This is a genomic window from Streptomyces sp. AK02-01A, from assembly GCF_033795305.1.
In the GTDB taxonomy this organism is placed as follows: domain Bacteria; phylum Actinomycetota; class Actinomycetes; order Streptomycetales; family Streptomycetaceae; genus Streptomyces.
This window is the reverse complement of record NZ_JARBAE010000002.1, coordinates 327,218-340,459: the sequence shown is the minus strand read 5'-3', so window position 1 is coordinate 340,459 and position 13,242 is coordinate 327,218. Positions and strand designations below refer to the sequence as shown.

Here is a 13,242-nt window from a genome sequence, read left to right as displayed (position 1 = left end):
CGCGGCCTCAACGAGCCGGCCTGCCTCCAGGGACCGGTCCCTCACTGGCCGGTCTGCCTTCCCGGGCCGGTCGGCCCGGGCGGACGACTCCGGCCCGGTCACCGGCCGAGGCCGGCGGTGAGCAGCTCCACGAAGCCGATGTCCTCCCGTGCGACACCGAAGACCTCGGCCCGCTGGATGGTGCGTACGGCCCAGGCTCGATGGGGTTTCACTTCGTTCATTTTGTTCGTGTACGCCGAGCGCAGCACCCCGCCACCGCCGCGCTCGGGCCGCAGGATGTCCTGGGCGTCGCTGAACTCCTCGTGGCTGACGACCGACAGCGCGTGCACGGGAGGGACATGGGAGGGATGAATGCAGGTCTTGCCCTGAAGGCCATTGGCCCGGTCGAGTTCGATCTCGCGGAGCAGCCCGTCGAGGTCGTGTTCGATCAGTGCGGTGCGCAGCTCTTCGGCCCGGCCTTCGAGGAACGGACTGCGTCGGAGTTGCGGTTTGAACATGCGCTCCTGCAGCCGGAAGTACTCCCAGACCGGGCCGGTGATCGTAAAGCCAGAGCCGTCGGCGCGTCCCAGCACGTTCACCACGTCCGCGATGACGCCGGCCACGATCTGTACGTCGTACGCGGTCATGTCGGGCGAGCGGCGCAGGCCGTACGCCGAGCAGAAGTCGGTGACTCCGAGTCGCAGGGCGAGCACCCGGTCGCGGTATTTGTCCACGACGTTGGCAATTCCCGTGAGCGTCTCGGTCCTGGTCTCAAGGTGCAGCAGCTCCGGAGATTCGAGCACCGGCATCGCGTACAGCCTGCGGCCGCTCGCGCTCTCCGCCTCCGCGAGCGCTTCCAGGAAGGACGTCCCGCGCTCCTCGGTGAACTTGGGCAGTACAAATCCGGACAGCAGTCGGATCGCCGGTCCCAGCCGCCTCGCCAGGTCCGGGATCTGCTCCGGCTCACGGACACGGATGAACAGCAGCGGGACCTCCGCGCCCCGCTCGTCGAGATCCTCGAACTGCCGGACCAGATTGGCCTCGGCCGCGGGGACCTCGGAGTCGTCGATGGAATCCTCCAGGCAGAGCACCATGGACACGACTCCACGCCCCGCCTGCTTCAGCACATCATCGGCGAGCCCGGGCCGGGTGGCCGGGCTGTAGAGCGTGGCGCCGAGAGCCGCCGACAGCACCCTGGCCGGTGAGTCGGCGGTGAACTCGCACGGCTCCTGATGGAACAGGCCCTCGCGAGCAGTGGGCGGGATATGCCCGAAATGACGCATGTGGATCCCCCGTACTGCCGTTATGGCCCGTTGGTCATGTGGCCGGTAATAGTACGTATGGACGCGTGTCGCAAGTTCCCCGGCCGCATGAAATTCTGGTAACCCATCCGCTTCAGTTCCGTGTCCGCGACGTGGTGAAGAGGCCCCCACGTTGTCCGCGTGGCGATGGGAAGGCAGGATGACCGGCATGACGCACGCGATGCTGAAGGGCTCGAACGTCCCCCTCGATGCCATGGCCGTACGAGCCGTGCTGCGCTGGTCCCCGGGCACCGGCGTGCCCGATGTGGACGCCTCCGCTCTGCTGCTCGGGCCCGAGGGCCGGGTGCGTTCGGATGAGGACTTCGTCTTCTACAACCAGCCGCGGCACCCTTCGGGGCTGGTGCGGCGGCTGCCCAAGAAGCAGGTCGGTGAGGGACTGACCGATGCGGTCGAGGCCGACCTCGCCGCGCTCGACCCCTCGGTCGACCAGGTGGTGCTCGCCGCCTCGTCGGACGGTGCGAGCTTTCAGCATGTCAGCGATCTGCGGATACTGCTCTACGACGCGGGTTCGGCCGACGGCGAACCGCTGGCCTTCTTCGATGTCCGCCCGGAGACCGGCGAGGAGACCGCGATCATCTGCGGTGAGCTCTACCGGCGCGGTGAGGGCTGGAAGTTCCGTGCGGTGGGACAGGGCTATCCGAGCGGTCTGGTCGGCCTGGCCACGGCGTTCGGCATCTCGGTGGACGAGACGGAGGAGGCCGTCGACGACCCGTCGTCCGTCTCTTCCACCAACGACACGGTGGCTGTCGAGCCACCCGTTCAGCGGCCGCCGCTGCCGGCCCAGCCCGCCACCGAGCCACTCGCACCGTCGGCGTACGGATACCCCCAGCCCGCCCTGCCGTCGGCCCCGCCCGCCTATGGCTATCCGCAGCCCGTGTCGTCGCCGCGGCCCGCGTACGGATATCCGCAGCCGGCCGCCGCGGCGGCTCCCGCGCCCGATCCCCACTTCCGGCTGCCGCCGATGGGGCCGCAGTTCGCCGGTCAGTAGACACTCGCCGCCCCGGCGGTCGCGGTCGCTCCTGCCGCCAGGGCCTCCCCCGTACAAGGCCGCCCTCAGGTCTTCGTCTTGTAGCCGCGCCCCCACTGCATGCCCCAGCCGTACAGCCGGTCCAGCTCCGCCTGGAAGCCGTAGACGAACTTCACCTCACGGCGCACGATCAGCTCGCCCTTGACGCTCTCCAGCGAGAACACCGCGCACGACCGGGCCTGAGGCGCGTGCTCGTCGAGTTCGATCTCGATACGCGGCCCGTTGCTCGGGTAGAGCGTCACCTTGGCGTGCGTACGGTCGAAGGCGGGCGTCTGGTCGTAGATGTAGACGAAGACCAGCAGCCGCTTGATCTCCTCCTGGTGGTCGAGATTGACGAAGATCGTCTCGCCGGACGGAGCGCCGAACCGGTCGTCGCCACTGAGCTTGACGTACGGCGGGCCGTTGAGATCCCCGAAGAGGCTGCCCAGCGGCTGGACCACACCCTTGCTGCCGTCGGTCAGCTCGTACATGCAGCCGATGTCCAGGTCGACATTGACCACGCCCTGCGTATGGGCCTGCACCACTTCGGGCTTGAAGAGTTTGAACGGATGCCGCAGGAGGCCGCCGCTCCGCCTCGACCGTCCTTCGATGTCGGACGAACGCATCCGCCAGGAGAGGTTCACCCGAAGATTGCCGGTCGCCGCGCCCTGCTTGGAGAGCGAGACCGACGGATGCCGCTTGGTCAGCTCGATGGAGTTGGAAGCCGCATTGCCCGAATCGAACTGCGTAGCCCTTTGCCCCTGCCACAGATTGTCCCAGAAGGCCATGCCCACCCCACCCCTGTCGTCGTCAACTCGCCACCATCGCTCGTAACAACGGGGCGGCCGGGAGGCTTCCGCCTCCCGGCCGCCCCGTTCAGAGCGTTCCCAGAATCCCCTCCAGGTCACACCCCGGAGGACCGGCTCACCAGAGGGCTCACCGGAGCACGGCTCAGACGCGCAGCGCCGATTTGTCGTCGTTGGGATCCTTGCCGGCCTCCTCCGCCTCCAGCGCCTTGTTGCGGCGCACCGAGGACCAGAAGGAGGCGGCGATCAGGACGACTCCGATCAGACCGGTGATGATCTCGTTGATCGAGTGCTCGATGGTGATCAGCAGGATGACGGCGAGCGCACCGATCGCGTAGTGCGCGCCGTGCTCCAGGTAGACGTAGTCGTCCAGAGTGCCCTGGCGGACCAGATAGACCGTGAGCGAACGGACATACATGGCACCGATGCCGAGGCCCAGCGCCATCCAGAAGATCTGGTTCGTGATGGCGAAGGCGCCGATCACGCCGTCGAAGGAGAAGGACGCGTCCAGGACCTCAAGGTAGAGGAAGAGGAAGAACGCGGCCTTGCCCGCCAGGCCGACCGCCGAGACCTGCTTGCCCTCGGCCCTGGCCTTCTCCTCTTCCTCGTGCTCGTGCTCCTCCCGCTCCTCCAGCCGGTTCTCGAAGAAGCTCGAAAGTCCGCCGACGACGAGGTACGTGATCAGGCCGCCGACCCCGGCGAGCAGCACGGTGGCCGACTTGTCCTGGTAGCCCGTGCTGGTGTGGGCGTGGGTGGCGAAGGTGAGTGCCGTGACCAGAAGAACGATCAGCGCGATGCAGACCGACAGCATGTCGACCTTGCCGAGCTTGGCCAGCGGGCGCTCCAGCCAGCCCAGCCACTTGATGTCCCGGTCCTCGAAGATGAAGTCCAGGAAGATCATCAGCAGGAACATGCCACCGAAGGCAGCGATCGCCGGGTGGGCGTCGGTGACCAGGGATTCGTACCGGTCGGGGTTGTCCACCGCGATCTGGACGGCTTCGATCGGCCCGACCTTGGCGCTGATGGCGACAATGACGACGGGGAACACCAGCCGCATGCCGAACACCGCGATGAGGATGCCGACGGTGAGGAAGATCTTCTGCCAGAAGGCATTCATCTTCTTCAGGACCCCGGCATTGACGACCGCGTTGTCGAACGACAGCGAGATCTCAAGGATCGACAGGATCAGTACGATCCCGAACGCCTCCCACCCCCACTGCCAGGCCGCGAAGGCGAGGCCGACCGCCGTGATGGCGATCGACCAGCCGAAGGTTTTCAGGATCACTGGTTACCCCATCTGGTGATTAACGGGTTTCCCCCGCGCAGAGCACTGCTTTACGAAACGTTGACCCCGAAGTCTAGAGCGATGCCCCGAAGTCCGGACGCGTACCCCTGTCCCACGGCCCTGAACTTCCACTCGCCGCCATAGCGGTACAGCTCGCCGAAGATCATCGCCGTTTCCGTGGAGGCATCCTCACTGAGGTCGTAGCGCGCGAGTTCCTGTCCGTCGGCCTGGTTGGCCACGCGAATGAACGCGTTACTGACCTGTCCGAAAGTCTGGCCGCGATTGTCGGCCTCGTGGATCGAGACCGGAAAGACGATCTTGTCGCAGTGGGCCGGCACCTTGGAGAGATCGACGAGAAGCGACTCGTCGTCGCCCTCGCCCTCACCCGTCAGATTGTCACCCGTATGTTCGACGGATCCGTCCGGGCTGGTCAGATTGTTGTAGAAGATGAACCACTCGTCGCCGAGCACCCGGCCCGACTGGCAGAGGAGTGCGCTGGCATCGAGGTCGAAGGGCGCTCCGGTGGTGGAGCGCGCGTCCCAGCCGAGCCCGACCAGCACCTGGGTGAGGTTCGGTGCGGCCTTGGAGAGGGAGACATTGCCTCCCTTGGCGAGTGTGACGCCCATGATGGTGAGTCCTCCCCGAGGTGGTGTGGTGCCGTGCTGCCGGGCATGGCGCGCCTGACGTCATGCCCGTTCAAGCCTTCTTCATGCCGTTCGTCGCGCACCGATGCGCGTACGACGCGGCGACGCGCGCGGGCGGCCCGGGATCCGCGCTCCCCCTGAGCGCGTCCGGCGCCGCACAGGACTGTGCGGCGCCGGACGCGACGGGACGGATCGGCTCAGACGTTGACGCCGAAGTCCTGTGCGATACCGCGCAGACCCGAGGCGTACCCCTGGCCGATGGCGCGGAACTTCCACTCCGCGCCGTTGCGGTAGAGCTCGCCGAAGACCATCGCGGTCTCCGTCGAGGCGTCCTCACTCAGGTCGTACCGCGCCAGTTCGTTGTTGTCGGCCTGGTTGACCACGCGGATGAAGGCGTTGCGTACCTGGCCGAAGGACTGCTGACGGCTCTCCGCCTCGTAGATCGAGACAGGGAACACGATCTTCTCGACGTCGGCGGGGACCGCGGCCAGATTGACCTTGATCGCCTCGTCGTCGCCCTCGCCCGCACCGGTGAGGTTGTCACCGGTGTGCTCGACGGATCCGTCCGGGCTCTTCAGATTGTTGAAGAAGATGAAGTTCCCGTCGATGGCGACCTTGCCCTCGGAGTTCGTCAGCAGGGCGCTGGCGTCGAGGTCGAAGTCGCTGCCGGTGGTCGTACGGACGTCCCAGCCCAGACCCACGGTGACCGCGGTCAGATTGGGCGCGGCCTTGGTCAGCGAGACGTTTCCGCCCTTGCTGAGGCTGACTCCCACGAGTCCTCCTTATGGTTTCTCGGGGCCGGCAACCGTGGCCGGCGGCTGACCTGGCGAGATCAGTGGCCGGCGGCGCGGGCCGCGCGCCCCCTGGTGCGTTGGCATCGGATCAACGAGTGGATCCTAGTGACCGGTTCCCGGTCACTGTGCGATTTCCGACTGACACCCCGGGCCGTGGAGAGCGCTTCGCCCGATGGACTCAGCCCCGGGTCAGAGCGCCGCCAGCGCCTTGATGTATTCGTTGAGGTCCCTGGCGTCCGGCAGGCCGTGCACCACCGTCCAGCGCACGACGCCCTCCTTGTCGATGATGAAGGTGCCCCGCACGGCGCATCCCTTCTCCTCGTCGAAGACGCCGTACGCGCGCGAGATCTCGCCGTGCGGCCAGAAGTCCGACAGCAACGGATACTCCAGGCCCTCCTGCTCGGCGAACACACGCAGAGTGTGGATGGAGTCGTTGGAGACGGCGAGGAGCTGCGTGTCGTCGTTGACGAACGCGGGCAGCTCGTCCCGCAGGGCGCACAGCTCACCCGTGCACACACCGGTGAAGGCGAACGGATAGAAGAGCAGCACCACGTTCTTGGGACCATCCGGCCCGCGGAAGTCGGACAGCCGCACGGTCCGGCCGTGGTTGTCCTTCAGCTCGAAGTCCGGGGCGATGGTGCCGACCTCGATCGCCATGGGTACACGTCCCTTCACTGGCCCGGCAGATGCCTTCCAGCGTACGCACAAGGCCCCCGCCGACAGAGGTCGGCGGGGGCCGTCAAGGCTGCTTGCTGATGGCTGCTGCGGCTTGCGCGCTCGATGCGGCGCTCGGAGTCAGCGCTTGGACTTCGCCGCCTTGGGCGTGACGAGCCGACTGCCGGTCCAGTCCTTGCCGGCGTTGATGCTCTTTGTCTGGGACAGGCCCGCGGTCTGGGCGGCCTCGTTGATGTCGCTCGGTTCGACGTAGCCATCACGGCCGGTCTTGGGCGTGAGCAGCCAGACCGCTCCGCCCTCCTCGATCAGACCGATGGCGTCCACCAGCGCGTCCGTAAGGTCGCCGTCCTCGTCACGGAACCACAGCAGGACGGCGTCAGCCACGTCCTCGTAATCCTCGTCGACGAGCTCCTGGCCAATGACAGCCTCGATGGACTCGCGGAGCTCCTGCTCGACGTCGTCGTCGTAGCCGATCTCCTGGACCACCTGTCCGGGTTCGAACCCCAGCCTTGCGGCCGGGCTGGTCCGTTCCTCCGCGTGGTCCGCGGTCGCGCTCACGGATTGCCTCCTGATCTTGTTTCGGAAAATGCTTCAGCCACGCGCGTGCGCGGGGCATTGGCCGTAGTCCACACGGGCGGGGCGGATCGCGCAAGTACCCGGCCGCCGAGACCGCCGAAACGGTGACGATCCGGGCCACTCCACCGCAACTCCTGCCACTTCGGCACCGCCTTCCGCGATATACGCCATACGTTTCCTCCCTCTTTGTAATGTTATGCCGCTTCGGTACGCCAATCGGGTCCGAACGGCCGAACGAAACGCATAGACGGGTTGGGCGTAAGGTTGCGATTTGACCGACGCGCGAGCCGGACCGGAAGCCGGATTTGGCGGAGAGCGCGGGTTACCCCTCAGTAGAGATGACGTTTCCGTCGCAGCGGTACACGATGGAGGCGGCGTACGTGCCCATGCCCAGGGCAACTCCGCGGGGACACCCGGGGGCCCCTGGCCCGCGTAGAAGCAGTATCCCGACGGCGTGCACTGCATCGATCGCGTGCAGGGCACGACACGACCAAACAGCGAAGGAAAAGCGTGGCTTCCGGATCCGATCGCAACCCGATCATCATTGGCGGCCTTCCCAGCCAGGTCCCGGACTTTGATCCCGAAGAGACCCAGGAGTGGCTCGACTCGCTCGACGCCGCTGTCGACGAGCGAGGCCGTGAGCGCGCCCGTTATCTGATGCTCCGACTGATCGAGCGCGCGCGTGAGAAGCGTGTGGCTGTGCCCGAGATGCGCAGCACGGACTACGTCAACACCATCGCCACCAAGGATGAGCCCTTCTTCCCCGGCAACGAGGAGATCGAGCGCAAGATCCTCAACGCCACCCGCTGGAACGCGGCCGTGATGGTGTCGCGTGCGCAGCGCCCCGGTATCGGCGTCGGCGGCCACATCGCCACCTTCGCCTCCTCCGCCTCCCTGTACGACGTGGGCTTCAACCACTTCTTCCGGGGCAAGGACGGCGGCGACGGCGGCGACCAGATCTTCTTCCAGGGCCATGCCTCTCCCGGCATCTACGCCCGCGCCTTCCTGCTCGACCGGCTGAGCGAGACACAGCTCGACGCGTTCCGCCAGGAGAAGTCGAAGGCTCCGTACGGCCTGTCCAGCTATCCGCATCCGCGGCTGATGCCGGACTTCTGGGAGTTTCCCACCGTCTCGATGGGGCTCGGTCCCCTCGGCGCGATCTACCAGGCCCGGATGAACCGCTACATGGAGGCGCGCGGTATCGCCGACACCTCCTCCTCGCACGTCTGGGCGTATCTCGGCGACGGTGAGATGGACGAGCCCGAGTCGCTGGGCCAGCTTTCCATCGCCGCACGGGAGGGCCTCGACAATCTGACCTTTGTCGTCAACTGCAACCTCCAGCGGCTCGACGGCCCGGTGCGCGGCAACGGCAAGATCATCCAGGAGCTGGAGTCGCAGTTCCGCGGCGCCGGCTGGAATGTCATCAAGCTGGTCTGGGACCGCTCCTGGGACCCGCTGCTCGCGCAGGACCGCGACGGCGTGCTCGTCAACCGGCTGAACACGACGCCCGACGGGCAGTTCCAGACGTACGCCACCGAGACCGGCTCGTACATCCGTGACCACTTCTTCGGTGACGACCAGCGGCTGCGCGCCATGGTCGAGAACATGTCCGACGAACAGATCCTGCACCTCGGCCGCGGTGGCCACGACCACAAGAAGGTCTACGCGGCGTACGCGGCGGCCAAGGCCCACAAGGGCCAGCCGACCGTGATCCTGGCGCAGACCGTCAAGGGCTGGACGCTCGGACCGAACTTCGAGGGCCGCAACGCGACCCATCAGATGAAGAAGCTGACGGTCGCCGACCTCAAGGGCTTCCGCGACCGGCTGCACATCCCGATCACCGACCAGGAGCTGGAGGGCGGTCTGCCGCCCTACTACCACCCCGGCAGGGACTCGGAAGAGATCCAGTACATGCACGACCGGCGCAAGTCGCTGGGCGGATATGTGCCGACCAGGATCGTGCGGGCGAAGCCGCTGAATCTTCCCGGGGACAAGACCTACGCGGCGGTAAAGAAGGGCTCGGGCCAGCAGTCGATCGCCACCACCATGGCCTTCGTCCGGCTGCTCAAGGACCTGATGCGGGACAAGGAGATCGGCAAGCGCTTCGTGCTGATCGCCCCGGACGAGTACCGCACGTTCGGCATGGACTCGTTCTTCCCGAGCGCCAAGATCTACAACCCGCTGGGCCAGCAGTACGAAGCCGTGGACCGCGAGCTGCTGCTCTCGTACAAGGAGTCCCCGACCGGCCAGATGCTGCACGACGGCATCTCCGAGGCGGGCTGTACCGCCTCGCTGATCGCGGCGGGTTCGGCGTACGCCACACACGGCGAGCCGCTGATCCCGGTGTACGTGTTCTATTCGATGTTCGGATTCCAGCGGACAGGTGACCAGTTCTGGCAGATGTCCGATCAGCTCGCGCGTGGCTTTGTACTGGGTGCGACCGCCGGACGGACGACTCTGACCGGTGAAGGGCTCCAGCACGCGGACGGCCACTCGCATCTGCTGGCCTCGACCAATCCGGCCTGTGTCGCGTACGACCCGGCGTACGGCTTCGAGATCGCGCATATCGTCAAGGACGGTCTGCGCCGGATGTACGGCCCGGCCAGCGAGGACGTCTTCTACTACCTCACCGTCTACAACGAGCCGATCCAGCATCCGGCCGAGCCCGCCGATGTGGATGTCGACGGGATCCTCAAGGGCATCCACCGCTTCAAGCAGGGCGAGCGGGGCGCGATCCCCGCGCAGATCATGGCGTCCGGAGTGGCGGTGCCGTGGGCGGTGGAGGCGCAGCGGATCCTCGCCGAGGAGTGGAATGTCCGGGCCGATGTCTGGTCCGCGACGTCCTGGAACGAGCTGCGGCGCGAGGCCGTCGAGGTGGAGCGGCACAATCTGCTGCACCCGGACGCGGAACAGCGCGTGCCGTATGTGACGCGCAAGCTGTCCGGCGCGGAGGGCCCGTTCGTGGCCGTATCCGACTGGATGCGTTCGGTACCCGACCAGATCTCGCGCTGGGTTCCCGGCACGTACCAGTCACTGGGCGCGGACGGTTTCGGCTTCGCCGACACGCGCGGCGCGGCCCGTCGCTTCTTCCACATCGACGCGCAGTCGATCGTGCTCGGAGTACTCACCGAGCTGGCGAGGGAGGGCAAGGTCGACCGTTCCGTGCTGAAGCAGGCGGTGGACCGCTACGAGCTGCTGGACGCCTCCGCGGCCGACCCGGGCGCGGCCGGTGGCGACGCCTGACCGCGGTGATGTCTGACCGCGGTGATGTCTGACCGCTGCGACGCCTGACCGCGGCCGGTCCGCGACGCCACGCGGACAGTAGGACGCGCGCCGGAGGGCGGTGGGACCCATGGGTCCCACCGCCCTCCGGTCGTTCCCGCCGGTTACGACGCCGGCTCTCCCGAACCGCCCGGCCGGACGTGTCAGGCCAGCCAGAGGATCGCCAGCAGGGTGTCGATCGCACCGAGCGCGACCGCGACCACCGCCGGAATGTGCGCACCGCTCCAGCGGCGGCCCATGGCCAGCCGGCCACACACGATCGCGACCGGGCCGAGCACGATTCCCAGCACGAACAATCCGGCGACCGCGCAGACCAGTCCGACGATCCCGAGCGTCACGCGGTCCGGCCCGGTCCGCGACCTCATCCGGCCGTGTGAGCGGGGGCCCCTGCGTGTACGGGTGTTTCCGAAGCCCGTCATCGTCCCTCCTCGGGTCGGTCGGGGGCTTTCTCCTCCGTCGGGTACCCCCGCTCCGCGCTCCCAGACGCCCGCGGCCCGGAGCGGCTCAGTGCTCCCAGACCTTGAAGGCCCTGACGCGGTACGGCGACCGCGGCAGCCAGGTGCCGCCGCCCGGATAGGTCTCGAACTCCCCGGTCTCCGCGCACTCTTCGGACTGATAGGTCGTCACCGGCCGTCCGGTGCGGTTGGCGAGGGACTCGACGGTGGCGCCCCGAGGAAGCGGCGTACAGCTGTCGATGCTGATACCGGACAGTTCATGCGTCTGCCGCGCTCCCTTGAAGTCGCCTTTCTCCCACAGGCAGAGCTCGCCGGCCGCGCACTCTCCGAGGCGCGGCGGTGCGGCAGCGGCGGCGGCGGTGACATCGACGGATCCCGGCAGCAGTGCGGCGACGGCCAGCGCCCCGGCGGCGACGGCCTTCGGCATACAGGCCGGCCCGGTCCTCCGCCCGGACCTGAGCGCCGCCTCCGGCCGCGGCCGGAACACCGCCTCCGGCCGCGCCTTCGACCTCGGCCCGGACGTGTACATGGTCTTGCGCATACGGATGAACCCCCGTGTCGTACGAAACTGTGCACCCCACCCTGACCCGCGGCGTACGGGCCCGGGAAGAAGACCGGAGCACCCTCCACCCGGATAGGCGACAGCCCCGCCGGAAGGTTTCGGCGGGGCTGTCTCAGGCACGTGATTGACGTCGGGTCATCCGTGGACTGACCTCAGATGTGAACCCCGCCGCCCGACGCGTCGGCGTTGACGCCACGCTTCGTCAGCAGCGCGACAAAGACCGCCACGGTCGCGACAGCGGCGGCGACCAGACAGGCCAGCCCCATGCCGGACATGAAGGTGTCGTGCGCCACGCTGGTGATCTTCGCGGCGACCTCGGCCGGAGTACCGGGCGCCACCGGCGCCACACCGCCCTGGACCGCCTCGGCGGCCTGGGCCTCCTGCGCGGGAGTGAGCGGCGGGAGCCCCGCCTCGGTCCAGTTGCCCGGCAGATCGCTGGTGACCTTGGAGGCCATGACCGCGCCGAGTACGGCCGTACCGAGGCTGCCGCCGATCTGCATGGCGGCCTGCTGCAGACCGCCCGCCACACCGGACAGCTCCATCGGAGCGTTGCCCACGATGACCTCGGTCGCGCCCACCATGACCGGCGCCAGGCCGAGCCCGAGCAGCGCGAACCAGATCGACATGGTGAGGCTGCTGGTGCCCGTCTCCAGAGTGGACATACCGAACATGGCGGCGGCCGTGAGGACCATGCCGCCCGCCAGCGGGATCCGGGGGCCGAGCTTGGTGATCACCACGCCCGCCAGCGGCGATCCGACGATCATCATCCCGGTCAGCGGCAGCAGATGCAGACCGGCGTCGATCGGGCTCATGCCGTGCACGTTCTGGAGGTAGAAGGTGACGAAGAAGAGGCCGCCCAGGAAGGCGATGGCCATCAGCACCATCAGGACCACACCGGCGGACAGCGGTACGGAGCGGAACAGCCCGAGCGGGACGAGCGGCTCCTTGACCTTCGTCTCCCAGAAGGCGAAGAGCACGAAGCAGGCGACGGAGACGGCGATGAACAGCCAGGTCAGGCCGTCGCCCCAGCCCCAGGCCGGGGCCTTGATGATCGCCCAGACAAGGCAGAACATGGCGGCGGAGAGCAGCAGGATGCCGAGGATGTCGAAGGACTTCGGGGCGTTCTCCGCCCGGTGGTCCCGGAGGATCACCGCGCCGATCACCAGGGCGACCACGCCGACCGGCACATTGATGAAGAAGACCGACTGCCAGCTGACGTGCTCGACCAGCACGCCGCCGAGGATCGGCCCGCCCGCCGTCGAGGCGCCGATGACCATGCCCCAGATACCGATGGCCATATTGAGCTTCTCGGCCGGGAAGGTGGCACGCAGCAGGCCGAGCGCCGCCGGCATCAGCAGCGCTCCGAAGAGGCCCTGAAGCACCCGGAAGGTGACCACGAGCGAGATGCTGTGGGAGAGGCCGATGGCCCCCGAGGCCGCGGCGAAGCCGATGACGCCGATGAGGAAGGTCTGCCGGTGGCCGAAGCGGTCACCGAGCTTGCCCGCGGTGATCAGTGCCACGGCGAGGGCGAGGAAGTAGCCGTTGGTGATCCACTGGACGTCGGCGAAGGTCGCGCCGAGGTCCTGCTTGATGGCCGGATTCGCGATCGCGACAATGGTGCCGTCGAGCGCCACCATCATCACGCCGATGGCCACGGAGAAGAGCGTCAGCCAAGGATGGCCGCGCAGGCCCTTGGACGGCGCGGCGGCCGGAGATTCCGGGACCTGTGGCGCCTTGTCGACGGTGGTCTGACTAGTCATACCGGACACGCTAGTGTCAGTCACTGACAGTTGACAAACCAATTCACAAGTCGGTAACTGTCATGTAGCTCACAGATAGACCGATCTGGGCAAAGT

General features: G+C 67.4%; 12 protein-coding genes. 2 read left to right on the top strand and 10 right to left on the bottom strand.

Annotated features, from left to right (window positions below; genetic code table 11):
• Positions 1-98: 98 nt before the first annotated feature.
• Positions 99-1,262 carry an HpcH/HpaI aldolase/citrate lyase family protein gene (locus PV679_RS03920; RefSeq protein ID WP_319678683.1) on the bottom strand — a complete coding sequence of 388 codons (1,164 nt, stop codon included), beginning with the start codon at positions 1,260-1,262 and terminating at the stop codon, positions 99-101.
• Positions 1,263-1,449: 187 nt separating this feature from the next.
• On the opposite strand from PV679_RS03920, the gene PV679_RS03915 reads away from it, so the two are divergent.
• Positions 1,450-2,289, top strand: a complete 840-nt coding sequence (locus PV679_RS03915; protein WP_416069642.1) for a TerD family protein — start codon at positions 1,450-1,452, stop codon at positions 2,287-2,289.
• Between the two features lie 65 nt (positions 2,290-2,354).
• Here the strand turns inward: PV679_RS03915 and PV679_RS03910 are convergent, their stop codons facing one another.
• From PV679_RS03910 to PV679_RS03885, 6 genes are all read right to left on the bottom strand, one after another.
• Positions 2,355-3,095: a Tellurium resistance gene (locus tag PV679_RS03910; protein WP_319678685.1), complete on the bottom strand. Its 741-nt coding sequence runs from the start codon at positions 3,093-3,095 to the stop codon at positions 2,355-2,357.
• Positions 3,096-3,258: 163 nt separating this feature from the next.
• Positions 3,259-4,398 (bottom strand): DUF475 domain-containing protein, encoded by a 1,140-nt coding sequence (locus PV679_RS03905; protein ID WP_319678686.1) that lies wholly within the window; start codon positions 4,396-4,398, stop codon positions 3,259-3,261.
• A 50-nt stretch (positions 4,399-4,448) separates the two neighbouring features.
• Positions 4,449-5,024, bottom strand: a complete 576-nt coding sequence (locus tag PV679_RS03900) for a TerD family protein (RefSeq protein ID WP_046502757.1) — start codon at positions 5,022-5,024, stop codon at positions 4,449-4,451.
• 215 nt (positions 5,025-5,239) lie between these two features.
• The gene (locus tag PV679_RS03895) at positions 5,240-5,815 is read right to left on the bottom strand and encodes a TerD family protein (protein ID WP_319678687.1); all 576 of its coding nucleotides are present in this window, start codon (positions 5,813-5,815) and stop codon (positions 5,240-5,242) included.
• A 210-nt stretch (positions 5,816-6,025) separates the two neighbouring features.
• Positions 6,026-6,493, bottom strand: a complete 468-nt coding sequence (locus PV679_RS03890) for a peroxiredoxin (RefSeq protein WP_319678688.1) — start codon at positions 6,491-6,493, stop codon at positions 6,026-6,028.
• 138 nt (positions 6,494-6,631) lie between these two features.
• Positions 6,632-7,069, bottom strand: coding sequence for a DUF3052 domain-containing protein (locus tag PV679_RS03885; RefSeq protein WP_319678689.1), 438 nt, complete (start codon positions 7,067-7,069; stop codon positions 6,632-6,634).
• Positions 7,070-7,597: 528 nt separating this feature from the next.
• Between PV679_RS03885 and aceE the strand changes: the two genes are divergently transcribed.
• Positions 7,598-10,330 (top strand): pyruvate dehydrogenase (acetyl-transferring), homodimeric type, encoded by a 2,733-nt coding sequence (gene aceE / locus PV679_RS03880; protein ID WP_319678690.1) that lies wholly within the window; start codon positions 7,598-7,600, stop codon positions 10,328-10,330.
• Positions 10,331-10,512: 182 nt separating this feature from the next.
• Here the strand turns inward: aceE and PV679_RS03875 are convergent, their stop codons facing one another.
• From PV679_RS03875 to PV679_RS03865, 3 genes are all read right to left on the bottom strand, one after another.
• Positions 10,513-10,788, bottom strand: coding sequence for a small hydrophobic protein (locus PV679_RS03875; protein ID WP_319678691.1), 276 nt, complete (start codon positions 10,786-10,788; stop codon positions 10,513-10,515).
• 85 nt (positions 10,789-10,873) lie between these two features.
• Entirely contained in the window at positions 10,874-11,251 is a 378-nt protein-coding gene (locus tag PV679_RS03870; protein WP_319678692.1) for a peptidase inhibitor family I36 protein, read from the bottom strand.
• Positions 11,252-11,538: 287 nt separating this feature from the next.
• A complete protein-coding gene (locus tag PV679_RS03865) occupies positions 11,539-13,146 on the bottom strand; it encodes a DHA2 family efflux MFS transporter permease subunit (RefSeq protein ID WP_319678693.1) in 1,608 nt (535 codons plus the stop codon).
• Positions 13,147-13,242 lie beyond the last annotated feature (96 nt).